20 protein-coding genes and 1 pseudogene are annotated in these 23,104 nt (G+C 73.3%); 8 read left to right on the top strand and 13 right to left on the bottom strand.

Annotated elements, in window-relative coordinates:
• Positions 1-177: 177 nt before the first annotated feature.
• The 4 genes and pseudogenes from AB0903_RS03600 (at position 178) to AB0903_RS03585 (ending at position 4,347) form a co-directional block, all read left to right on the top strand.
• Positions 178-597 carry a hypothetical protein gene (locus AB0903_RS03600; protein WP_366698578.1) on the top strand — a complete coding sequence of 140 codons (420 nt, stop codon included), beginning with the start codon at positions 178-180 and terminating at the stop codon, positions 595-597.
• A gap of 122 nt (positions 598-719) precedes the next feature.
• Positions 720-3,041: a protein translocase subunit SecD gene (gene secD, locus AB0903_RS03595; RefSeq protein ID WP_366698576.1), complete on the top strand. Its 2,322-nt coding sequence runs from the start codon at positions 720-722 to the stop codon at positions 3,039-3,041.
• Positions 3,042-3,178: 137 nt separating this feature from the next.
• A pseudogene (locus tag AB0903_RS03590) lies at positions 3,179-3,944 on the top strand (DMT family transporter); the annotation flags it as partial.
• Complete coding sequence (locus tag AB0903_RS03585; RefSeq protein WP_366698574.1) at positions 3,838-4,347, top strand: SRPBCC family protein; 510 nt, start codon at positions 3,838-3,840, stop codon at positions 4,345-4,347. The pseudogene AB0903_RS03590 and the gene AB0903_RS03585, both read left to right, overlap by 107 nt.
• Positions 4,348-4,469: 122 nt before the next feature.
• Here AB0903_RS03585 and AB0903_RS03580 read toward each other — a convergent pair whose 3' ends face one another.
• The 10 genes from AB0903_RS03580 to AB0903_RS03535 form a co-directional block, all read right to left on the bottom strand.
• Positions 4,470-5,384, bottom strand: a complete 915-nt coding sequence (locus tag AB0903_RS03580; protein WP_366698572.1) for a LysR substrate-binding domain-containing protein — start codon at positions 5,382-5,384, stop codon at positions 4,470-4,472.
• A complete protein-coding gene (locus AB0903_RS03575; protein WP_366698570.1) occupies positions 5,381-6,574 on the bottom strand; it encodes a glycine C-acetyltransferase in 1,194 nt (397 codons plus the stop codon). Before AB0903_RS03575 ends, AB0903_RS03580 begins: the two co-directional genes overlap by 4 nt.
• A gap of 116 nt (positions 6,575-6,690) precedes the next feature.
• On the bottom strand, positions 6,691-7,719 hold the full coding sequence (gene tdh / locus AB0903_RS03570) for an L-threonine 3-dehydrogenase (protein WP_366698568.1): 1,029 nt from the start codon (positions 7,717-7,719) through the stop codon (positions 6,691-6,693).
• A 144-nt stretch (positions 7,720-7,863) separates the two neighbouring features.
• Positions 7,864-8,835 (bottom strand): DUF6397 family protein, encoded by a 972-nt coding sequence (locus tag AB0903_RS03565; protein WP_366698566.1) that lies wholly within the window; start codon positions 8,833-8,835, stop codon positions 7,864-7,866.
• A gap of 109 nt (positions 8,836-8,944) precedes the next feature.
• Complete coding sequence (locus tag AB0903_RS03560) at positions 8,945-9,349, bottom strand: roadblock/LC7 domain-containing protein (protein ID WP_366698564.1); 405 nt, start codon at positions 9,347-9,349, stop codon at positions 8,945-8,947.
• Positions 9,350-9,494: 145 nt separating this feature from the next.
• The gene (locus AB0903_RS03555; RefSeq protein ID WP_366698562.1) at positions 9,495-10,109 is read right to left on the bottom strand and encodes an ATP/GTP-binding protein; all 615 of its coding nucleotides are present in this window, start codon (positions 10,107-10,109) and stop codon (positions 9,495-9,497) included.
• Positions 10,110-10,342: 233 nt separating this feature from the next.
• A complete protein-coding gene (locus tag AB0903_RS03550) occupies positions 10,343-10,762 on the bottom strand; it encodes a DUF742 domain-containing protein (protein ID WP_366698560.1) in 420 nt (139 codons plus the stop codon).
• Positions 10,759-11,181 (bottom strand): roadblock/LC7 domain-containing protein, encoded by a 423-nt coding sequence (locus tag AB0903_RS03545; RefSeq protein WP_366698558.1) that lies wholly within the window; start codon positions 11,179-11,181, stop codon positions 10,759-10,761. Before AB0903_RS03545 ends, AB0903_RS03550 begins: the two co-directional genes overlap by 4 nt.
• Positions 11,178-13,763, bottom strand: a complete 2,586-nt coding sequence (locus AB0903_RS03540; RefSeq protein WP_366698556.1) for a nitrate- and nitrite sensing domain-containing protein — start codon at positions 13,761-13,763, stop codon at positions 11,178-11,180. The genes AB0903_RS03545 and AB0903_RS03540 overlap by 4 nt, the downstream gene beginning before the upstream one ends.
• A gap of 122 nt (positions 13,764-13,885) precedes the next feature.
• Positions 13,886-14,701, bottom strand: coding sequence for an MHYT domain-containing protein (locus AB0903_RS03535; protein WP_366698554.1), 816 nt, complete (start codon positions 14,699-14,701; stop codon positions 13,886-13,888).
• Positions 14,702-14,898: 197 nt separating this feature from the next.
• Between AB0903_RS03535 and AB0903_RS03530 the strand changes: the two genes are divergently transcribed.
• On the top strand, positions 14,899-15,534 hold the full coding sequence (locus tag AB0903_RS03530; RefSeq protein ID WP_366698552.1) for a class I SAM-dependent methyltransferase: 636 nt from the start codon (positions 14,899-14,901) through the stop codon (positions 15,532-15,534).
• Positions 15,535-15,640: 106 nt separating this feature from the next.
• On the opposite strand, the gene AB0903_RS03525 is transcribed toward AB0903_RS03530, so the two are convergent.
• Positions 15,641-15,895, bottom strand: a complete 255-nt coding sequence (locus AB0903_RS03525) for a hypothetical protein (RefSeq protein WP_366698550.1) — start codon at positions 15,893-15,895, stop codon at positions 15,641-15,643.
• A gap of 367 nt (positions 15,896-16,262) precedes the next feature.
• Here AB0903_RS03525 and AB0903_RS03520 point away from each other — a divergent pair, with 367 nt between their 5' ends.
• Complete coding sequence (locus AB0903_RS03520) at positions 16,263-17,066, top strand: hypothetical protein (protein ID WP_366698549.1); 804 nt, start codon at positions 16,263-16,265, stop codon at positions 17,064-17,066.
• Between the two features lie 179 nt (positions 17,067-17,245).
• Here the strand turns inward: AB0903_RS03520 and AB0903_RS03515 are convergent, their stop codons facing one another.
• Positions 17,246-17,428 (bottom strand): hypothetical protein, encoded by a 183-nt coding sequence (locus tag AB0903_RS03515; RefSeq protein WP_366698548.1) that lies wholly within the window; start codon positions 17,426-17,428, stop codon positions 17,246-17,248.
• A 70-nt stretch (positions 17,429-17,498) separates the two neighbouring features.
• Positions 17,499-18,575 carry an acyl-CoA desaturase gene (locus AB0903_RS03510; protein WP_366698547.1) on the bottom strand — a complete coding sequence of 359 codons (1,077 nt, stop codon included), beginning with the start codon at positions 18,573-18,575 and terminating at the stop codon, positions 17,499-17,501.
• A 333-nt stretch (positions 18,576-18,908) separates the two neighbouring features.
• Here AB0903_RS03510 and AB0903_RS03505 point away from each other — a divergent pair, with 333 nt between their 5' ends.
• Together AB0903_RS03505 and AB0903_RS03500 are read left to right on the top strand one after the other, a co-directional pair.
• Positions 18,909-21,767: a DEAD/DEAH box helicase gene (locus AB0903_RS03505; protein WP_366698545.1), complete on the top strand. Its 2,859-nt coding sequence runs from the start codon at positions 18,909-18,911 to the stop codon at positions 21,765-21,767.
• Positions 21,764-23,071, top strand: coding sequence for an SWF or SNF family helicase (locus AB0903_RS03500; protein WP_366698543.1), 1,308 nt, complete (start codon positions 21,764-21,766; stop codon positions 23,069-23,071). The genes AB0903_RS03505 and AB0903_RS03500 overlap by 4 nt, the downstream gene beginning before the upstream one ends.
• The last annotated feature ends 33 nt before the right edge of the window (positions 23,072-23,104 follow it).

Below are 23,104 nucleotides of genomic sequence, written 5' to 3'. Positions count from 1 at the left end.
GTGTGACGGCGCTTTCCACCAGGCGTCCAACTACCCGGAGGAGAGAGGACCCTGCCCCAGGCACGGCTCCTCCGTCCTGGATGGCCGCCCGGGGCCGTGGGCCCGTTCGGCTCGCCTACGCTGGGCGCGGCGGCACACGTCCGGGTGCGGCCCGGTGACCGGTGAGGGAGGGGCGGCATGGGCGGACGGGTACGGCCTGCCCTCACGGCCTCCCTCGCGACGGCTCTTCCCGCGGCCCTGTTCGGCTTCTGGTCCGTGTTCCTCGTCCTCACCGGTACGGGCCCCGGGGCGCAGACCTCCGCCGTGCCGGTCGCGTCGGCGCCCGCGGCCGCCCCGCGCCACCTCGCGGCGAAGCAGCGCGCCACCGACGGCGGGCCGCAGTCCCGGCCCGCGGAAAAGGTCCGGCGGACGGCCGCCGTCGAGGACAGCGTGCCGCCGCCCGGCGCTGCACCGGACCTGCCCGGTGGGATCGCCACCCCGTACCTCGCGCCGCCGCGCGGGGGTGAGACGGCCCGTCCTCGCCATGAGCGGACGCCGCCGTCCGGCCCGCACGACCCGCGGCACATCCGCGGACCTCCCTCCATCCGGCACAGCTGACGTTCTCCGGCGTCCGCCGTCCGGTGCTGCGGCATGCCCGCGACGCGCGCCGCGGCGCCCCTTCCCCTCGCGTCCTCAACCGCAGGCGCCGGGCGCGCCTGCGTGCTGCCCGTGGAGCTCCCATGTCATCTCGCGCAACGTTCTGGCGGGCGCTGATCGCGCTCGCCGTCGTCGCCGTGTCCCTGTACGTCGCCCTGACCACCCCGGCCCGGCTCGGCCTCGACCTGCGGGGCGGAACCCGCATCGTCCTCGAGACCCGCGACTCCCCCACCGTGCAGGCCGACTCGGCCGCCACCGACCGGGCCATGGAGGTGCTGCGCCGGCGTATCGACGGACTCGGGGTCACCGAGCCCTCGCTCGCACGCTCCGGTGAGCAGCGCATCATCGTCGAACTGCCGGGTCTTCAGGACCCGCGCAAGGCCGCCGAGGTCATCGGCCGGACCGCCCAACTCACCTTCCACCCGGTCACCGAAGCCTCTGCGGGACCGGCGAGCGGCCCCGCGAAGGACGGTGCCCGTGTGCTGGCCGACCCCGACGCGCCCGGACAGTTCCTGCGGCTCGGCCCACCCGCCCTCACCGGCGACGGGGTCGAGGACGCGGAGGCGGTGCTCGACACACAGAACGGACGTGGCTGGACCGTCGGCCTCTCCTTTCGGGACGACGGCGCGAAGCAGTGGGCGAAGGTCACCGGTGAGGCTGCCTGCGCGGCGCCGGGGGATCCGGCGCGCAGGGTCGCGATCGTCCTCGACGACCAGGTGGTGTCGGCGCCGGGCATGCTGAGCAGCGTTCCCTGCGGTGCGGGCATCGTCGGTGGCTCCACGCAGATCACCGGCGGTTTCTCCGCCGACGAGGCCCGGGATCTGGCCACAGTGGTGAAGGGCGGCGCGCTGCCCGTGCCGGTGACCACCATCGAGCAGAGCACGGTGGGCCCGACGCTGGGCGCGGAGGCCATCCGGGCGAGCGCGCTGGCCGCGGTGATCGGACTGGCCTGCACCGGCGTGTTCATCATCGTCGTCTACCGGTTGCTCGGTCTGCTCGCCACGGTCGCGCTCGCGCTGTACGGGCTGATCTCGTACGCCGCCGTCGTCGCGCTCGGCGCGACGCTCACCCTGCCGGGGCTCGCCGGATTCGTGCTGGCGATCGGGATCGCCGTGGACGCCAACGTGCTGGTCTTCGAACGGGCGAGAGAGGAGTACACCCGGCCGACGGGCCGGGGCGGCACCCGTCCGCGCGACCTGAGCCATCCGTTGCGCACCGGCTTCGCCAAGGCGTGGAGCGCGGTGGCCGACTCGAACATCACCACCCTGCTGGCGGCGGGGCTGCTCTTCGTGTTCGCCACGGGGCCGGTGCAGGGCTTCGGCGTGACCCTGGCCATCGGTGTACTGGCGTCGATGGTGTCGGCCATGGTGATCACCCGCCTGCTCGCGGAGTGGGCGGTGCGGGTGCCGTTCGTCCGGCGTCGGCCGGCCGTGACCGGCATGGCGAAGACGGGGCGGCTGCGGGCCCGGCTCACGAAGCAGCCACCGCGGCTGATGCGGCACCGGCGCCGCTGGATCGGTGTCTGCTCGGGGCTGCTGCTGCTCGCGGTCGCCGGGATCGGGGTGCGCGGGCTGGAGTTCGGGGTGGAGTTCACCGGTGGTCGGGTCGTGCAGTACGCGGCGGAGCGGTCCGTCGACGCGGACACCGCCCGGGAGGCCGTCGTCTCCGCGGGGTTCCCCGACGCCGTCGTACAGTCCACCGACGGCGACGGGATCTCCGTGCGCACCAAGGAGAGCGGCGACGACGAGCAGAAGCGGATCCGTGCCGCGCTCGACGGCGTCGCGGGCAAGGTCACCGTGGAGCGGGACGACCTCATCGGCCCGAGCCTCGGCAGCGAGCTGCGCAGGTACGCCCTGATCGCGCTCGGTGTCGCCGTCGCCGCGCAGCTGCTGTATCTGTCGGTGCGGTTCCGGTGGACGTTCGCCACGGCCGCGGTCGTCGCCATGGCGCAGGACGTGATTCTGGTGGTGGGTCTGTTCGCCTGGCTCGGCAAGCCGGTGGACAGTGTCTTCCTCGCCGCACTGCTGACCGTCGTCGGCTACTCGGTCAACGACACGGTCGTGGTCCTCGACCGGCTGCGCGAACTGCGCCGGGCCGGTGGCTCCGTCCCGCTGGGCGACCTGGCCGACCGGGCAGTCGCGCAGACCCTCCCCCGTACGGTCAACACCGGTATGGGGGCGCTCTTCGTCCTGGTCGCGCTGGCCGTCCTCGGCGGTGACTCTCTGACCGACTTCTCCGTCGCCCTCATCGCGGGGGTGCTGGTGGGCATGGCCTCGACCGTGTTCACAGCGATGCCCGTTGCACTGCTGCTCCAGTCCCGGCATCCGGAGGGAAGCGGGTCCGGGCGTGCGAAGCCCGCGACGGAGCGTGCGGGGGCGCGGGACCGGTCGGGCGCCGTGGTCTGAGGCAACGTGGCGCGGCACGCGTGTCACTGCCGTCGCAGCAGCGGACGCCGCGACGGCGCACTCGGCAGCGGCGAAGACGCCCAGCGGAAAGCGGGTGGACTCGGCGTTCGCCCGCAGGATGCGCCGCGCCGCGCTGCCGCTTGGCCGGCCGCCGGTTGCCGCGTGACCGGCGCACGGAGGGCAGGATCACCGTGGCGGCCTTCTTCTGCAACGCGCTGCCGTTCGCACTGTTCGCCATCGGGCAGCAGTCGGTCGACTCGGGCGTGGCGGGGGTGCTGAACGCGACGACAGCACGGCGGACTCCTCGGCGGTGGCGCGCTCGCCCTTCTGGCGGCAGCGCTCAGCTACGCCGTGGCCTCCGCGTACATGGGGCGCAAGCTCACAGGTCAGGGGGGCGATCCCCTCGCGCTCTCGGCGGCCCAGCTGCTGACCGCCACGGCGCTGGGCGCGGCGGCCCTGCCTTTCGCCGGTACCGGCTCGGGGCCGGTCTCCGTGAGTGGCCTCGTCGCCGTCGTCGTCCTGGTCATCTTCGCGACCGGCTTCACCTTCGCCCTCACCAATCGGATGATCGCGGACGAGGGGCCGACCACGGCGGCCGGCGTCGGCTATCTGCTGCCGGTCGTCTCCGTCGCGCTGGGCGCCGTCGTGCTGGACGAGAAGATCGGGATGCGGGTGGTGGCGGGGACTGCCGTCGTCCTGGCCGGTGTGGCGATGACGCGAAGGAAGACCCCCCTCGGCCCGTCCTCCGGGCGGGGCACGGTAGCGTCAGGCGCCCCCGGTGATCGGAGTCGTACGGATGGCCCGGATATTCAGCGTCTCGGACAGCGTCGTGATCGACGCCGCTCCCTCGACGATCTACGCGCAGGTCAGCAACCCTGCGCTGATGGGGCGCTGGAGCCCTGAGAACCGCGGTGCGACCGTGCACGACGACCGTGAACGGGCCTACGTCGGGATGGTCTTCGACGGCCGCAACACCCGTGGGCCGTTCAGCTGGACCACGCGCTGCACCGTCACGGCGGCCGACCCGGGCGAGCGGTTCGCGTTTCGGGTGCGGGCCATCGGCAGGAGGCGCCCCCTGCTCCCGGGCAGGATCGCCACTTGGGAGTACCGCTTCCAACCGGTCGCGGGCGGCGGGACGCGGGTGACGGAGACCTGGATCGACGACCGGCGGTCGTGGCCCGACTTCGTCGCCGTCGCGTTCGACAAGGCGGCGACCCGGGGCCACACCTTCGCCGAGTTCCAGCGGCGCAACATCCGCAGGACGCTGGACAACCTGAAGCACGCGATCGAGTCGGAGTCCGCCTGACGTCCTGGAGGGGCCCGGGGCGGCGGCCCGGCCCGGGACGACGATGGACCTGCCGGCCCGCGCCCGCGCGGGCCGGCGCAGACATGGGCCGGTGCGGGGCCGCGGCCCGGCACGGCGTCCGGTCAGTCGGTCGTGAGGCCCCGGGCCGTGGCGGCCAGAGTCTCGAGGACCGGGCGGATCAGCGGGTGGGTCTCCGCGCCGCGACGGACCGCGGCGAAGACGCGGCGCGTGGCGGCCGGGCCCGCGACGGGGCGCACCACCGTGTCGCGCAGTTCCATGCCGCGCAGGGCCGAACGGGGCACAAGGGCGACCCCGGCACCCGCTCCGGCGAGGGCGACGACGGCCCGGAAGTCGTCGGAGGAGTGCACGAGGCGCGGCTCGAAACCCGCCAGCTCGCAGGCCAGCAGCACCATGTCGTGGCAGGGGTTGCCCGGATAGGGGCCGATCCAGTCGCTGTCGTGGAACTCGGCAAGCTCCACACGCTCCGTCGCGGCGAGCGGGTGGTCGGCGCGCAAAACCGCGTCGAACGGTTCCGCGTACAGCGGCACCCGGGCGAGCCGCCGGTCGTCCGCGCCCGGAGCGCCCCGGTACTCCACCGCGACCGCGAGATCCGCCTCCCCGTCGAGCACGAGCGGCAGGCTCTCGTCCCCCTCCGCGTCACGTACCCGTACGCGGATGCCGGGGCGCGCCTCGGACAGCCGGATCATGGCCGGGGCCACGACCTCGGCGATCCCGGTGGCGAACGCGGCCACGCTCACCTCTCCGGCCGCGCCGTCCGCGTACGCGGCGAGCTCCGCCTCCGCCCGCTCCAGTTGCGCGAGGACGGCGTGGGTGTGGGTGAGCAGGATCTCGCCGGCCGCGGTCAGCCGTACGCCCTTACCGCTGCGGATCAGCAGGGCGTGGCCGGTCTCCTGTTCCAGCGCGTTGAGCTGCTGGGAGACGGCCGAGGGGGTCAGATAGAGCGCGGACGCCGCGGCGGTCACCGTTCGGTGGTCCGCCACGGCCCGCAGGATACGCAGCCGTCTGGGGTCGATCACCCGGCCATTGTCGCGCGTGCGTCGACGAAGGCCGCCACCGCCCGCTTCACGTCCTGGGCGGAGTGCGCCGCGGACAGCTGGACCCGGATCCGCGCTTGCCCCATGGGGACGACCGGGTATGAGAAGCCGATCACGTACACGCCGCGCTCCAGCAGCAGTTCGGCCATGCGTCCGGCCTCGGCGGCGTCGCCGATCATGACCGGTGCGATGGCATGGTCGCCGGGCAGGATCTCGAAGCCGGCCGCCGCCATCTCGGTGCGGAAGAGCTTGGTGTTGGCGGCGAGCTTCTCGCGCAGGTCGTCGGCGGACTCCAGCAGGTCGAGGACCTTGAGGGAGGCGGCGGCGATCACCGGGGCCAGGGAGTTGGAGAACAGGTACGGCCGGGAGCGCTGGCGCAGCAGCTCGACGATCTCCGCGCGGGCGGCCACGTAACCGCCGGAGGCGCCGCCGAGGGCCTTGCCGAGGGTGCCGGTGATGATGTCGACGCGGTCCATCACACCATGCAGTTCGGGCGTACCGCGGCCGCCGGGCCCGACGAAGCCGACGGCGTGCGAGTCGTCGACCATGACCATGGCGTCGTAGCGGTCGGCCAGGTCGCAGATCTCGGCGAGCGGAGCGACGTAGCCGTCCATGGAGAAGACGCCGTCGGTGACGATCAGCCGGCGGCGGGCGTCCTGCGCGTCCTTCAGCTGCTGCTCGAGGTCGGCGAGGTCGCGGTTGGCGTAGCGGTGGCGGCGGGCCTTGGACAGCCGGATGCCGTCGATGATGGAGGCGTGGTTGAGGGCGTCGGAGATGACCGCGTCCTCGGGGCCCAGGAGGGTCTCGAACACTCCGCCGTTGGCGTCGAAGCAGGAGGAGTAGAGGATCGTGTCCTCCTGGCCGAGGAACGCGGCCAGGCGCTGCTCGAGCTCTTTGTGGATCTCCTGGGTGCCGCAGATGAAGCGGACGGACGCCATGCCGTAGCCCCATCGGTCGAGCGCGTCCTTGGCAGCGGCGACGACCTCGGGGTGGTCGGCGAGGCCGAGGTAGTTGTTGGCGCAGAAGTTGAGGACGTCGCCGGGGGCACCGCCGGCCGTGACGGCGACGGAGGCGCTCTGCGGGGTGCCGATGACCCGCTCGGGCTTGTAGAGACCGGCGTCGCGGATCTCGTCGATCGTGGCGCGCAGGTCGTCGCGGACGGACGCGTACATGAGGCTTCTCCTGGGTGCGGGGCGCGGGAGTGCGGGGCGTGGGGACGCGGGGGTACGGGGCGTTGGGACGCGGGAGTGCGGGGCGTGGGGACGCGGGGCGTGGGGGTACGGGGCGGTCAGACGGTCCAGTCAAGGATGATCTTGCCGCTGCGGGCGGTGGCGGCCTCGTCGAAGGCCGCGTCGAAGTCCCGGTAGCCGTAGCTTCCGGTGATCACGGGGCTGAGGTCGAGGCCGCCCTCCAGCAGGACCGTCATCGCGTACCAGGTCTCGAACATCTCGCGGCCGTAGATGCCCTTGATGGTGATCATCGAGGTGACGATCCTGGACCAGTCGACGGCGAACTCCTGGGCGGGCAGGCCGAGCATCGCGATGCGGCCGCCGTGCGTCATGTTGTCGACCATGTCGCGCACGGCCTCCGGGCGGCCGGACATCTCCAGACCGATGTCGAAGCCCTCCTTGAGGCCGAGCTGCCGCTGCGCCGCCGCGATGTCGGTCTCGGCGACGTTGACCGCGAGGGTCGCTCCGACCTTGCGGGCGAGCTCGAGCCGGGACTCGCTGACGTCGGTGATGACGACGTTGCGCGCGCCGGCGTGCCGGGCGACGGCCGCGGCCATTATCCCGATGGGGCCGGCGCCGGTGATGAGAACGTCCTCGCCCACGAGCGGGAACGACAGCGCCGTGTGCACCGCGTTGCCGAAGGGGTCGAAGATGGCGGCCACATCGAGGTCCACTTTGGTGCGGTGCACCCACACGTTGGACGCGGGCAGCGCCACGTACTCGGCGAACGCCCCGTCGCGGCCGACGCCGAGGCCGATGGTGCTGCGGCAGAGGTGGCGGCGCCCCGCCAGGCAGTTGCGGCACTTGCCGCACACCAGATGACCCTCACCGCTGACGATGTCGCCGACCGCGATGTCGTTCACGTCCGCGCCGACCGCGGCGACCTCGCCCACGAACTCGTGACCGAGGACCCTCGGTGTGGAAACGGCCTGCTGGGCCCAGCCGTCCCACGACCTGATGTGCAGGTCGGTGCCGCAGATGCCGGTGCGCAACACCTTGATGAGCACGTCGCCCGGGCCGGTCTCCGGCTCGGGGACCTCCATGAGCCACAGGCCGGGCTCGGCATGCTGCTTGACAAGTGCCTTCATCGATGCGGCTCCAGGCATGGGGGACGGGCGGTCGGGGTGACCGGATATCGAAAATACGGCCCCGGTCAGTGGACGGGCTCCAATTTGCCCAGCTCGGAGCGTCACGTCCATCGAGGTTTTCTTAAGCGGGCCAACAGCGCAGCTTCACGCCCGCGCCGTCCGTCTCCGCCACAGCCGCCCGAGCAGGCTCCGGCCCGCCCGCCGCGAGGGGACCGACGCCGTCGGCGAAGGGGCCCTCGGCCCGGTCGCGACGGGCCCCTCTGAGCCGGCCCGGCGGCCGGGCGGGTGGCCGGGCGGGCGGCGCCGTGCGTGGTCGGCCGCCATGGGCTCCGGCCGGTGACGACCGGGCGTGGGACGTGGCGCCGGGGAGTCCTCGCGCGCCTGCCGTAACGCGTCGGCGAGGCTCGTCCGCTGCCACAGGATCTCGTCAGGGGCGTCGGCCCGCAGCAGGCGCTCCACGATCTCCTGCCCTGCGCGCGACTTCGGCCGCGCCGACGCGAACTCCGGACGGAGTACCCGAAGAAAGGAGCGTTCGTAGGGATCGGGGACCACCTCGGCGATCGTCACCGGATCGAGCACGGCCGCGATCGCCGCGGCCTGCTGCCAGGGGCCGGTGCCGAGGCGCAGCAGCTGGCCGAGCCGCCTGCCCCGCCAGTTCCGCGGGCGCCGGTCCTCGCCCGCCGCCAGGGCGGCGCGGACCCGCGGCGGCATGGCACCGGTCAGCAGCGCCGGGTGGTCGCGGGCCAGGCCCCGGACCTCTTCGGCCAGATAGCGCCACACTACGGCGTGGTACCGGTTGACGTAGAAACGGACCGGTGTGAGGTGGCCCGTGCGGGCCAACCCGAGGAACCTGCCCTGGCTGATCGAGACGAGGGCCGCGCCGTCGGCCGTGCCGACGGTCCGCAGCCGGTGCCGGAGGGTCTCGGGAAAGCCCTGCCGTCCCCGGAGCCGCTCGATCTCGCGCCGGTCGAACCGTGGTGGCCCGCCGTACCGGTCGGGCAGCGCGGGCACCTGCCCGAGCTGGACCGCGAGGTCGAACTCGCCGCGCCGCAGGCCCAGTTCCTGCGCGGCCCGGCCGGGCGCGAAGCTGGTCGTGACAGCGTGCTGTACGGTCATGTCGGTCTCCCCCGCGAGCTTGCGAATACTCTCGGTGACGACCGTAGCCCGACACGGGGACATCCCGCCGCGGCCTGTGGACAACTCGTCCTGGCCCTGTTCAAACGTGTCAGAAGGGACTGCCTCCAGGCTGACGGGCCTCGACCGCCAGGTGCTCGCCGACCCGGTTGACCATGAGCGTCATCTCGTACGCGACCTGGCCTATGTCGGCCTCGGCGTCGCTGAGCACGCACAGGCAACTGCCCTCGCCCGCGGCCATCACGAACAGCAGGGCGTCGTCGAACTCGATCATCGTCTGGCGTGCCCTGCCGGCCCGGAAGTGACGGCCCGAACCCCTCGCGAGGGAGTGCAGACCGGAGGAGACGGCGGCGAGGTGTTCGGCGTCTTCACGCGCGAGGCCCGAACTCGCTCCGGTCACCAGGCCGTCGGTGGACAGCACGAGTGCGTGCCTGATGTGGTCGACCCGTTCCGTCAGGTCGTCCAGCAGCCAGTCGAGTCCCTTGTCCAACGCCATGGTCGATCGTCCTCCCCGCTGTTCCGTTCCCCGTGGCCTCGCGTTCGCCCGGTCAGCCTTTCGCACGCGGCGGCGCACGGCAAGGTGCCCCGGGCAGCCCGGTCGACCGCGTCCGTCGGGCAATGCCGTCAATCGGGCGGCCCTGTCAATGCAGCGGCCCGCAGGAGTCGAGCATGCGGGTCGTGTGGATGCGCCCGGCGTACTCGACGAGGCGGACGAGGACCTCTTTGCCGGAGTCGCGTTCCCTGGCGTCGCACAGGACGACGGGTGTTCCCCCGTCGAGATCGAGCGCATGGGAGACGTCGGCGGCGGCGAAGGTTCTGGCACCGGGAAAGACGTTCACGGCGACGACGAACGGGATACGGCGGTGCTCGAAGTAGTCGACGGCCGGGAAACAGTCGTACAGCCGCCGGGTGTCGGCGAGGACCACGGCACCGAGAGCGCCCTGTGACAGTTCGTCCCACAGAAACCAGAAGCGGTCCTGGCCAGGCGTCCCGAACAGGTACAGGGACAGTCCGGAACGGATGGTGATGCGGCCGAAGTCCATGGCCACGGTCGTCGTGGTCTTGCGATCGACGCCGTCCGTGTCGTCGACCGTGCGGCCGGCGCTGCTGAGTTGTTCCTCCGTCCGCAGCGGCCGGATCTCGCTGACCGCGCCGACCAGAGTGGTCTTGCCGACGCCGAAGCCGCCGGCGACCAGGATCTTCAGCGCGAGGGCGGTGGTGTCCTCACCGGTGCTGTCCAGAGTCTGGGAGTTCATCGGTCGCTTCTCTCGGGTGTGAGTCGTGGCGGGAACGAAGGTGTGCGTCGTGGCGGGAACAAGTGGCGGCGGTAGCGCGGATGTGGGTGGCCGGGAAAGCGGGGGCGAGGCGTGGCGGCAAGGCCGGTGTTCGTGGCGGTCAGTTGGGGCCGGTCGGCGGGTGTCCCCGACGACTCGGGATGCGATACGGGCAGCGGCACGACGACCTTCGGCACCGCCCGGACTACGTGGCGTCACAGCGCTCTCAGCCCCTCGATCACCTCCCTGAGGATGCGCTCGTCCGGCAGTTGAGCGGGCGGCACGGGTCGGCTGACCCTCACGAACCCTGCTTCGAGGAGGTCGCCGAGGAGCACCCGTACGACGCCGACGGGCAGATCGGCGTCTGCGGCGAGCTCCGCCACGGACTGCGTCTCGCACCTGCACAGCTTCAGCAGAACCCGGTGCTCCGGCCCGAGCAGGGACTCGTCGCCGGGCCGGGGGCCGTCGGGGTCGACGACGACGAGGGCGATGAGGTCGAACCGTACGTTGCTCGGTCCCGGTTTCGTGCGCCCGCCGGTCATCGCGTACGGGCGCACCAGCGGACCGGCCTCGGCGTCGTACCACTGGCTACCGGTGGGCCCGGTTCCGCCGGGCGCGGTGTCCGCGCCGCTCATGTCGCGTCGACGCGCGGTGGGGTGCGCAGGTGTTCGCCGACTCGTTTGACGAGGCGGGCCATCTCATAGGCGACCAGGCCGATGTCGGCGGTGGCGGAGGTGAGCACAGCCAGGCAGGACCCGTCGCCGGCGGCGGCCACGAAGAGGAAGCCGTCGTCCATCTCGACCATCGTCTGACGCACACCTCCGGCGCGGAAGTGCCGTCCGGCGCCTTTGGCCAGGCTGTGGAAGCCGGAGGCCACGGCGGCCAGGTGCTCGGCGTCCTCGCGGCTCAGCGCGTGGGACGCGCCCACCGGCAGGCCGTCGTTGGACAGCACGACCGCGTGCCGTACCTCTCCGGCCCGCTGTACGAGGTCGTCCAGCAGCCAGTCGAGGTCGCCGAACCGGTGGTGTGCAGCGGCGGTGTCGTGGTCGATCATGCGTGGTCTCCTTCGGTGCCTGGTGCGACCGGCCCCGGCGCGCTGCCGCCGCCTCTGGTCCAGCCGTCGCGGTACGCGGTCATCCGGTCGCGGACCAGTTCGGGGGTGCGGTGCGCGGGGCCGTCGTCGGCGGGCGCGGCGCTGCGGGGTTCCTCCCGGCGGGGTGCTTCGCGCAGCTGCGGTACGAGGTGGGACTGGCGCACCCGCCGGGGGAGTTCGCCGTCACCGGCCTCGGCAGCCGTCTCCCGACGCCGCAGCGCCCGCAGGGTGGGGGGCGCCGACGCGGGCGGGGACCCGACAGCGGGACCGTCGCCGTGGGGGAAGCGGGGCAGTGAGGGAGCGGGGGGCGTGGGTGCGGGGCGGTGCGGCTTCTCGCTACGGGGCAGGTCATGGGGGCGGGCACCCCGGCCGCGGACGTCACGGACATCACGTGCGTCGAGTGCGTCGCGGGCACCCCGGCCCTGCACCTCACGGACATCCAGTGCGTCCCGGGCGTCGAGCGTCTCGTCGACGGCGGGCAGCGCGCTCTGCAGCAACGCGGTCGGGAGCAGGATCACGGCGGTGCTGCCACCGTAGGGCGAGGCGCGGAGGTGGACCTTGATGCCGTGGCGGGCGGCGAGTCGGCTGACGACGAACAAGCCGAGCCGGTCGCTGTCGAAGAGGTCGAGCGCTTCGGACTCCTCGAGCCGGCGGTTGGCCTCCGCCAGGGCGTCCTTGCCCATGCCGAGCCCTCGGTCCTCGATCTCCAGGACGTAGCCGTTCCCGACGGGCTCGCCGCTGACCCGCACCTTGGTGTGCGGAGGCGAGAACTGGGCGGCGTTCTCGATCAGCTCGGCGAGCAGGTGGGTGATGTCGGCGACGGCGGCGCCCGTGACGGCCGTCTCGGGCAGCTGCCGCACGTCGACGCGTGCGTAGTCCTCGATCTCCGAGACCGCGGCCCGGACGACGGCGGTCAGGGGCACGGGTCTGCTCCAGGCCCGGCCCGGTGCGGCACCCGAGAGGATGATCAGGCTCTCCGCGTGGCGGCGCATCCGGGTGGTGAGGTGGTCGAGCCGGAAGAGGTCGCTCAGTTCTCCGGGGTCGTCGGCGCGGCGCTCCATCGCGTCGAGCAGGGTGAGCTGGCGGTGGACGAGGGTCTGGCTGCGGCGGGCGAGGTTGACGAAGACGCCGGAGATGCCACCGGCCAGTTCCGCGCGTTCGACGGCGGCGCCGAGGGCCGCCCGGTGCACCGTGCTCAGCGCCTCGGAGACCTGTCCGACCTCGTCCTCGGCCGGAATGCCCGGTGGGGCCTCCGCATGGATGTCGATCTGTTCGCCGGTGCGCAGCCGGCGCATGGCGTGTGGCAGTTTGCGCCGGGCTATCTCGAGCGCGCTGTTGCGCAGGGCGACCAGTTCGACGACGAGGGCCCGCCCGATGCGTACGGAGATGACGAGAGAGATCACGACGGCGAAGAGGCCGAGCAGTACGGCGCCGCCCGCGCCGGTGAGGAAGCCCCCGCCAAGGGGGTCGGCGCGGTCGGCGGCGGCGCGGCGCGCCCGGTTGGCGATGTCGCGCATCCCTTCGGCGACGGCGGTGTACGCCTGGTCCCAGGCGGCGGGGACGGTCTTGGCCGCCTTCCGGCCGGGCGGGGCGGTCAGCAACCGGTCTTCGGCGGCTCGCAGTTGCCGATACTCGGACCGTGCGGTGAGTTCGCGCCAGGCGGCTCGCTCCGGGCCGCGCAGGTCCGCGGCGGCCCCTTCGGCGAGTGCGGTACGAGTGGCGACGGTGCCCGTGAAGGTCCGCAGACGCTGTGCGTCGAAGGTCCCGGCGCTCTGTGCGGAGGTCACCAGGACGTCCTCGCGGGCCAGCATCTCGCCGGCCCTGGCGAACTCGAGCAGGACGCGGGCGTCCGCGCCCGGCCCGTAGTCCTGGACACCCGCGACGGCGCCGGCCACATCCAGCCCGGCGGTGACGGCGTCGGTGTAGGCCCCGTACACCTGGTCCCAGTCGGCCTTGCCGTCGAGGACGGCGCCGCGCGCGTCTCGCACCGCTGCTGCCCGCGCGACGAAGCGGCCGAGCCGCCGCGCGACGCCGCCGGGCATGCCACCGCCGTCGGCGACGGTGTGCTCGTCGCCGAGGCGGAGCCGGCCGACCGCGTCGTCGGTGCGGCGGGTCTCGAGGCGGAGAGCGGCCTCCCGCTCGTCGGAGGGGTCGGCCAGCTGCCGCAGGGCGGCCCGCCGTTCTGCCTGGAGGGCGGTCACGGCCGTGGCGGTGGGAGACATCACCTCCTCCTCGATGTGCTGGGTCTGCCGCAGCCCGGCCATGTCCTGGGCCGTGGTCACGGTGGCGAACCCCCACAGGGCCAGCAGCGAGAGAACGGGAACCATGAGCAGCGAGATGACCTTCGCCCGAACGGTCCGGGGAGGCCGCGTCAGCCGCCGCCGGGAGTGTCGCGAGGGGGCCGGCGCGGGGGGAGGTTCGTGTCCGGTGTGCTCGACGGCCGGCGGTCCGGCGTGTGCGCGCCGGCCGCGGACCGCCGGCCCGGCCTGCGGTGGGTGCGGGAGCGGCGTCCGGCCGCCCGGGGTCGTACGGGGTGTGGGCATGAGCTCCTCGTTCCGGATGCTTCCTGGGCACGGCAGCGGCGGCGGCGCCCGGACCGGCCCGGGGCCCGCCCGGCGGATCACGGCCGGGGTCCGTCCCTCGAGCCGGAGGCCGCCCGCAGACGTCAGACGGCGGTGGCGTTCCCGGCGGGTGGGGCCGGGGCGGGCTCCTCGGGCTCGAACCCGGACCCTGCCCCGGCCCGGGTGTATGCGTCGCGTTCGCCGGCCGTCGGAGACAGTGCGACGAAGGCGGAGGTGACGAAGAGGTACGAACCGAGGCCGACGGTGAGCGGGAAAATGAACTGCATCGCGGTGGCTCCGGCCAGGTGTCCGGTGGCCGGGGCGACCTCGACGCTGACGGCGAGCATTCCCGTGTAGTGCATGCTGCTGACGGCCGCGCCCATGACGAGCGACGCGACGGCCACGGCGACGGGCGACTTGATGTTGAGTGCCGCCCACAGCGCCGCCGTCGCGGCGACCACCGCGATAGCCACGGACAGCGCCACGAGGAGCGGGTCGTAGTGCACGGTGCCGTGCAGCCGCAGTGCGGCCATGCCCAGGTAGTGCATGCTCGCGACGCCGATCCCGGTGGAGAGTCCGCCGATCAGCAGGGGCCCGACCCGGTCGCGGCCGTGGCCGACGCAGAAGACACCGCCGCCGACGACGAGCATGGCGACGACGAGGCTGCCAATGGTCAGCGGCACGTTGTAGCGGATGTCTGTGCCGCGTACGGCGAAACCGAGCATGGCGACGAAGTGCATCGTCCAGATGCCGGTGCCGATGGCGGAGGCGGCGGTGATCAGCCAGTTGCGCCGGGATCGACCGGTGGCCGAAAGTGCGCGCACGGTGCAGCGCAGCCCGAGGGCGGCGCCGACGACAGCCATCAGGTACGACAGCGCGGGTGTCAGCAGGCCGAAGGCGGCGTGGTCCAGGTGTCCCATGGCTCAGGGACGCTAGCCCTGTAGGGGGCGCGTGTTTGGGGCGCAGTTCGAAAGCTGCCGGAATATGACAGAGAGATGTTTCTGAACGATCGTGCCGCGCTCGAACGTGTGCACAGTAGACCGTGTGCTGCGCCGCCATCCGGGCACGGCAGCGGCATGCCGTGACGCGGGAGGCCCCGTGACGGATCATCGTGCCCATGGCCGACGATCGCGGACACGACCACACCAGGGTGCAGGAGTTCTTCGGGGCCCGGGCCGCTGACTGGGACAGCCGTTTCCCCGACGACGGCCCCGCCTACGCCGCCGCCGTCGGCGAGATGGGGCTGCGCGCGGGCGACTGTGTCCTGGACGCGGGCTGCGGCACGGGACGCGCCCTCGAACCGCTGAGGTCGGCCGTGGGCCCGTCCGGCACGGTCCTCGGCTGCGACCTCACGCCCGAGATGCTGGCCGCCGCCCGGCTCGCCGGACGCGACCGCAGCGGACGGCTGCTGCTCGCGGACGTCGCCCGGCTGCCGCTGCGCACCGGTTCGCTCGACGCGGTCTTCGGCGCCGGGCTGATCTCCCACCTCCCGCAGCCCGCGGAGAACCTGCGGGAGCTCGCCCGGGTGGTACGTCCGGGCGGCCGACTGGCGCTGTTCCACCCGGTCGGCCGGGCCGCGCTCGCCACGCGACAGGGACGGCAGATCACCCCGGACGACCTCCGGGCCGAGCCCAACCTCCGTCCTCTGCTCTCCCGCTCGGGCTGGCGGCTGACCTCCTGCACCGACGAGGACGACCGCTTTCTCGCACTGGCGGTACGCCGGCGGGACGCCACGGAGAGCCGCCCAGTGTGAAGACGCCGGCACTGGGTGCTGAAACGCCCACCCGGGGCCGGGTGTTCGGCGCGCCGCGAAGGCGTCGGGCCGTCGGACATGACGTGGTGGCCCGCGCCCGGGACGGTCACCACCCGCACGCCATGGGGCACCAGCTCGTCGCGGCAGGGCAGTTCTCCGCTGCGCTGCCCCAGGAGCAGGTGCGGTCCACCACGGGCTCCATGAACATCCGGCGCACGGTGGGCCGCGTGCCCCGGACCGGACCCGTGGCACCGCGGTGCAGCGCGAGGGCGTCGGCGAGGCACATGGTGGCCGATTCCTGCCCGAGACGCCGCTGCCCGGCTGCGAACATCGTCAGCGCGTCGCCACGCCGACCGGTCACGTCGCCGCACTGACCGGTCTCGTGGGCCCGTGGCCGAGAGCACCGTCCACCCGGCGGTCAAGCGGCTGGAGAAGGCAGGCTGCCTACCCGGGGGACCCGGCCCGGCGCCGTCGCCACGCCCCGTCACGTCCCGATGCCGACCGACGGCGGGCGGCGGGCGGCAGGCCGCAGGCGGCTGCTTCGCAGGGTCTCCGAGCCCGCGGAGCCCGCCGGGGAGCGGAACGAGCCGGTGGAGGCCGTGGCACCGGAGCCTCTCCGGCCCTCGCGAGCGGAGCAGGCGGGATCGAATTGGCCGCTGCCCGCCCTCGACGTGCGGGTTACCCACTGGTTAAGGTGCGCCGACGAACGATGGGCAGGGGAGGTGGCCGTGGCCGGCGTGGAAGACACCGTCGACGACGACTCGCTGTACGTGCTGACCGCGGTGCTGCTCACACCGGCGCAGTTCCCGAGTGTGCTCGGCGACGACTACCCGGCCGCGTGCCGGGCGCTGGCCGTCGAGCCGTGCGCCGAGGGCTACGGGCTCGTCCTCGGACAGGACTCCGACGGCGCCCGCTGGACGGTCGTGGTCGACGACGTGTCCCTCGTCGCCGTCGCCATCGCCTCGTGGGACTGCGGGATGGACTACGACCTCTCCCCCGGCGAGCAGAGTGTGGTGGCGGCGCTGCCGGGCTGGCCGCTGGCCGTCGCGGTCGCCGCGCCGGGAGTGCCTGCACCGCACGACCCGGTCCCCGAGGAGGGCGACCGGCCGCCGCTGGCCCCGCCCGATCCGGACATCTGGGGCCCTGCCCAGCGCCGGCTCGGCGCCGACGAGGTGGCCCTCCAGTGGGCGCAGTGGCGGGCCCGGATCGACGACGTGGAGGCGGGGACCGCCTCCGGCCGAACGGGGAAGGAGCGCACACCGCCGCGTGAGATCGTCCGCCGCGCCCTGGAGGAGGCCAGGGCCTACGTGGAGACGGCCCCGCCGCCGGGCCGGGTGCGCTCGTCGTTCGCCCCGGGCGGGGCCAGGACGCTGCGCGCGGACGGGCCCGGGTGGTCACTGGTGGCCAGGACCGACGACATCGCGTTCCTGCTGCTGGACGAGGAGCCGGGCGAGGTCGTTCCGGTGGGCCGCGGCCCGGAGCTGCCGGGGCTGCTGGAGGCGCTGGAGAAGGTGGCCGTCCACCCCTCGTGAGTCGCGTGCGGCAGCACCGGACCCCACGGTCGGCTCCTCCCGGCGAACGACGGAGCAACGGAGTGCTCCTCCCGGCGCAACGACGGAGCAACGGAACGCGAAGGCGCCCCGCGCCCCGGGCACAAAGGCACCCGAGCCCTCGGGCCCGGGTGCCTGTCAGCGGGTCGCCGACGCGGCGGTCAGCGGCCGATCTCCTTGTGGGACACACGCCGCAGCCTGCGGCGCTGGCTCGGGTCGAGCATCAGGTACGCCACGGCAGGCACACCGAGCACCACCAGCAGCGACAGCCAGAATCCGAGCAGCGGCATCAGGAGCAGGCCGACGGCCACTCCCCCGATCACGATCTTCGTACGTGTCGACATTTCCGACGCCTCCTCCGCGGCCGTGGCCGCTCCTGCTGTGAAGAACGTACGCACCCGCCCCAGAGTTCCACTATGCAGCGGCACGCAGCGGCGCGCCGACCTCGTGCAGGTGGGTGAGGGCTTGGCGGTACGACTCCACGAGCCCGGTCTCCGTGAACGGGATGCCCAGCGACCGGCAGTGCGCACGCACCAGCGGCTGGGCGAGCTTCAGGTGCGGGCGGGGCATGCTCGGGAAGAGATGATGCTCGATCTGGTAGTTCAGACCGCCGAGGAACCAGTCCGTGACACGGCCGCCGCGGATGTTGCGGGACGTGAGGACCTGGCGGCGCAGATGGCCCCAGGATGTACCGGTCTGCTCGTCGGGCATCTCCATCCCCTTGTGGTTCGGGGCGAAGGCCATGCCGAGGTGCAGGCCGAGAACCATCTGGTGCACGAGCGCGAAGAGCACGGCCTGCCCGACGGACATGGCGGTCAGCAGCAGGGCCCCGTAGGCGGCGACGTGGGCGATCAGCATCACACCCTCGAGGACACGCTCCCCGCGTGACTGGCGCCCCCCTGTGCTCCGGGAGAACACGGCCCGGAAGCCGTAGACCTTGAGCGCGATGCCCTCGAGCGTGGTGAGCGGGAAGAACAGCCACGCCTGGTGACGGGTGAGCCAGCCGCTCAGCCCCGCGCGGCCCGCCGTGTGCTTCTCACTGAAGACCAGGACGTCGGCCGCGACGTCGGGGTCCTTGTCGAGGTGGTTCGGATTGGCATGGTGCCGGTTGTGCTTGTCGTTCCACCACTCCTGGCTCATCCCGAGCAGCAGGTTGGCGTGGACCAGCTGGACGATGCGGTTGGTGCGGCGGTCCGCGGCGACCTGCGCGTGCCCGGCGTCGTGGCCGAAGAAGGCGGCGCGGGTCGAGAACAGGGCCAGCAGCGGTGCGAGGAGGAGCACCCACCAGGAGCCGCCGGCCAGCGCCACGCCGGCGACGACTGCGGCGAGGGCCATGAGGTTCACGACGATGCCGCGCGCGTACCAGCCGGTGCGGCGCTCCAGCAGCCCCTGTTCCCTGACGGTCCGCAGCAGCGGGGCGAATTCGCTTCCCGCCGGCCGGGCGGCAGCGGGGGCGGGGGGCGGTACGAGGACGGCTGTGCCCTGGGGCATGGTGGGTCTCCGGTCTGTCGATGACGGGTGCGCCGGATGCGCGCGAGCGCGAAGGACGACGGGTACGCCGGATGCGCGAACTGTCCGACTGCTCCGGCCTGACAAACGTATGGACCGGGGGCCCTTCCGGGCGATGGCGCCACCACCCGGGCCCCGTGGGGGCAATCCCGCTGCCCGGGGTGGCACTGACCACACCCCCGACGGTACGGCAGACGGGGCGTGGCCGTGGAGTGAGCCATGTCACCGGGCCCGGCCCGCCGGGGTGGGCCCGGCGATGATGTACACTCGGCGCTTCGGTCCCGCAGTAGTCAAATTTGAGGACACGTCATCGCCGTGCATGTCGACCTGCCTGCGCCTGCGCTCTCCGCACTCATCCGCTGCTCGGCCGTCTTCCTCCCCGGCGACCCTGCCCGCACCGGCCACGTCGCGTTCTGGCACCCGGACGGCGGCGAGCTGCCCGCCGATGACGATGCGCTCCGGCCCCTGACCGTCGTCACGGCCGACATCCGCACCACCGAAGTACCCGCGCTGCTGCTGCCCGTCCGGGACGCGCTGCCGGTCCTCACCCGGGCCCGCGCCGCTGCGGGGGCCTCCTCGGGCTCGGCGGCGTTCTGGGGCGCGGCAGCCGTGCTGGCGCTCCAACTGGCCGCGCGCGGACTGCTGCTGCCCGGCCTGAGCCCCACCGACCGGGACGCCTGGCGTGTGGGACCCCTGGCGCCCGGGGACCTGGAGCGGCTGCGGAGGCTCGCGGCCTCCATGCCGCCCACCGCGCACGCCGTTCCCCTGGACGCGTCTGCCGGGACGCTGCTGCTGCCCGAACCCGAGGGCCTGCTGCGCCGGTTCCTCGACGCGGTCGCGGACGGGCTGCCCCGCTCGCCCGCCGCGCCCCTCGCCGCCAAAGGCCCCGCGTACGCCGCTGCGGAGCCTCAGCATCTGCCCCGGCTGCGGTCCTGGGCCGCGGACATCGCGGCCGGGTACGACGCGGGCGTGCGCCTCTCGCTGCGGATCGAAATGGCGGGCCCAATGGGGGGCGAAGCAACGGACGAAGCGCCCACGTTCCGTGCCGTGCTGCAGATCCACAGTGTCAACGACCCCACGCTCGTCGCCGACGCCGCCGACCTGTGGGCCAGGACCACCGCCGCGGCGGCAGGCTTCGGGCCGCGGGCCCGGCTGGACGCGCTCCTCGCCCTGCGCCGCGCGGCCCACGCCTGGCCGGGCCTGGCACCCCTCCTCCAAGCCGCCGTGCCCGACGCCGTCGAACTGGCCGACGAAGAGGTCGCAGAGCTGCTGGGCCAGGCGTCCCGCGCCCTGGCCGCCACCGGTGTCCAGGTGCACTGGCCGCGGCAGCTCGCCCGTGAGCTGACGGCACGCGCGGTGATCGGCCCACCCGGCGGAGACGGGGACGGCCGGGACGAACGTTCCTCGGGCCTTCCGTCCTTCCTGTCCGCCGACGCCCTTCTCTCCTTCGACTGGCGTTTCACACTGGGCGGTCACCAGCTCACCCGGGCCGAGCTGGACCGGCTCGCCGAGGCGGGGCGGCCGGTGGTACAGCTGCGCGACGAGTGGGTGCTCATCGATCCGGCCGAGGCGCGACGCGCCCGTGAGAGCCGGGACCGCAAGATCTCCCCCGTCGGCGCGCTCGGCGCCGTGCTGACCGGCTCTGCGGAAGTGGACGGGCGGACGGTCGAGGTGGAGGCGTCCGGTGCGCTCGAGCGCCTGCGCGAACGGCTCGCGGATCCCGAGGGCGGGCCGCAGGACGTCGCACAGCCGGCGGCGCTCGCGGCGAGCCTGCGCGACTATCAGCTGCGCGGCCTGGGCTGGCTGCACCGGATGACGTCCCTGGGCCTCGGCGGCTGCCTCGCCGACGACATGGGACTCGGCAAGACCATCACGCTCATCGCACTCCATCTGCACCGGCAGACCGATGCCTCGGCCGCCGGCCCGACCCTCGTCGTCTGCCCGACGTCGCTGATGGGCAACTGGCAGCGCGAGGTGGAGAAGTTCGCGCCCGGCACGCCCGTACGGCGCTTCCACGGCGCCACCCGTTGCCTGAAGGGCCTCGCCGACGGCGAGTTCGTCCTGACGACGTACGGCACGATGCGGCTGGACGCGGAGCGGCTCGCCGAGGCCCCGTGGGGCATGGTCGTCGCCGACGAGGCGCAGCACGTGAAGAACCCGTACTCGGCGACCGCCCGGCAGCTGCGCACGATCGGTGCGAAGGCCCGGGTCGCCCTCACCGGCACGCCGGTGGAGAACAACCTGTCCGAGCTGTGGGCGATCCTCGACTGGACCACGCCCGGGCTGCTCGGGCGACTCGGCGCGTTCCGCAGCCGCTTCGCGCAGGCGGTGGAGGGCGGTGCGGACCCGGCGGCCGCCCGCCGGCTGGCCGCGCTCGTCCGCCCGTTCCTGCTGCGCAGGCGCAAGTCGGACCCGGGCATCGCGCCCGAGCTGCCGCCGAAGACCGAGACCGACCGGGCCGTGTCGCTGACACCGGAGCAGACGGCGCTGTACGAGGCGGTGGTGCGCGAGACCCTCGCCGCGATCGCCGAGGCGGACGGCATGGAGCGGCGCGGTCTGGTGGTGAAGCTGCTGACCTCGCTCAAGCAGATCTGCAACCACCCGGCGCAGTACCTGAAAGAAGAACAACCCGGGATCGCGGACCGCTCAGGAAAGCTCGAGCTGCTCGACGAGTTGCTGGACACCATCCTGGCCGAGGACGCGAGCGTGCTCGTCTTCACCCAGTACGTGCAGATGGCTCGGCTGCTCGAGGAGCATCTCGCCGGGCGCGGCGTGCCGACGCAGTTCCTGCACGGCGGCACCCCGGTGGCGGAGCGGGAGGCGATGGTCGTCCGCTTCCAGAACGGTGAGGTCCCGGTGTTCCTGCTGTCGTTGAAGGCGGCGGGCACCGGCCTGAACCTCACCAGGGCCGAGCATGTCGTGCACTACGACCGCTGGTGGAACCCGGCCGTCGAGGCGCAGGCCACCGACCGTGCCTACCGGATCGGGCAGGACCGTCCGGTCCAGGTGCACCGGCTGATCGCCGAGGGCACCATCGAGGACCGGATCGCCCGGATGCTGGAACGCAAGAAGGACCTGGCGGACTCGGTGCTCGGCTCCGGCGAGGCCGCCCTCACCGAACTGACCGACGCCGAACTGGCCGAGCTGGTGCAACTGCGGGGAGCTGGACGATGAACACATCCGACGGACCGGACCGGCCCGAGAGGACCTTCGACGCGCTGCCGCCCGCCCGGGGCAGGGGGTTCGCGCGAACGTGGTGGGGCCGGGCATGGATCAAGGCGCTGCAGGACACGGCCCTCGACGGCGAGCAGCTGAAGAAGGGACGCCGGCACGCCATGCGGGGCGCGGTCGGCGCGGTCTCCGTGCGGCCGGGACGGATCACCGCGGTGGTTCGGGACCGTGACGGCACGGCGTACCGCAGTGACGTGCTGCTCCAGGAACTCGGCGAGCAGGAGTGGGAACGGTTCCTGGACATGGCCACGGACCGGGCGGGCCACATCGCGGCGCTGCTCGACCGGGACATGCCGCCGCATCTGGTGGAGGACGCCGCCGCGGCCGGTGTGGAACTGCTTCCCGGGACCGGCGACCTCGAGCCGGAATGCACGTGCGAGACCTGGGACCACTGTCCGCACACGGCGGCGCTCTGCTACCAGGTCGCCCGTCTGCTGGACCAGGACCCGTTCATACTGCTGCTCATGCGCGGACGCGGGGAGCGCCGCCTGCTGGACGAACTGCAACTGCGGAGCGTGGCGCGGGTGAAGGAGCCGGCGGAAGCAGGCGCACCGGCGGAGGACGCAGTGCACAGGGAGAGCGGGGTGCGTGCGGAAGAGGCGTTCGGGGCGGGGAGGGTTCTGCCGCCGTTGCCCGCCCCGCCCCCGCTGCCCGACGAGCCCGGGCCTGCGCCGGCCCTCGACACGCCGACGCCTCCGGGTGACGGACTCGACACCGAGGCGCTGGAGTTCCTCGTCGCGGACGCGGCGGCACGCGCCCGTCTCATACTGGCCCGGGCGCTCGCACCCGGCCATGACGGGCAGCCTGTGGAAGCGGTGCCGACCCGGGACCAGGACGCCGTGCGGATGGCCGCGTCGGTGCCGGGCCCGGTGATCGCCGGCCGGCTCGCCACCGGGACGGGACGGACGCGTGCCGGAGCCGAACTGGCCGTCCGGGCCTGGCGGTTCGGCCGGGCCGCCGGACTGGCGGCACTGGAGGAGGACTTCACGCCGGACACGGCGCAGCAGGCGCGGGCGGCGCGGGCACTCGCGTCCGCCTGGGCCGAGGCGGCGCAGGCGGACCGGCCGCGGCTGCTGCGTACGGGACCGGCCCGCTGGACGGTGGTCGGCGCCGGGACGCAACTGCGTCTGGGCCCGGACGGGCAGTGGTGGCCTTTCCGCAAGGAGCGCGGCGGTTGGGCACCGGCCGGCCCTGCCTCCGCCGATCCCGCCGAGGCACTGGCGGGTGCCCGCTCTGCGACTGGGTGAACTCCGCCTGACCGGGGGCCGCCGGCGCCGTGG

Origin of the sequence: Streptomyces sp. NPDC048389, assembly GCF_040706335.1 — a bacterium.
Classification (GTDB): domain Bacteria; phylum Actinomycetota; class Actinomycetes; order Streptomycetales; family Streptomycetaceae; genus Streptomyces.
Note: the sequence above shows the minus strand (reverse complement) of the source record. Positions and strands in the feature narration are given on the sequence as shown.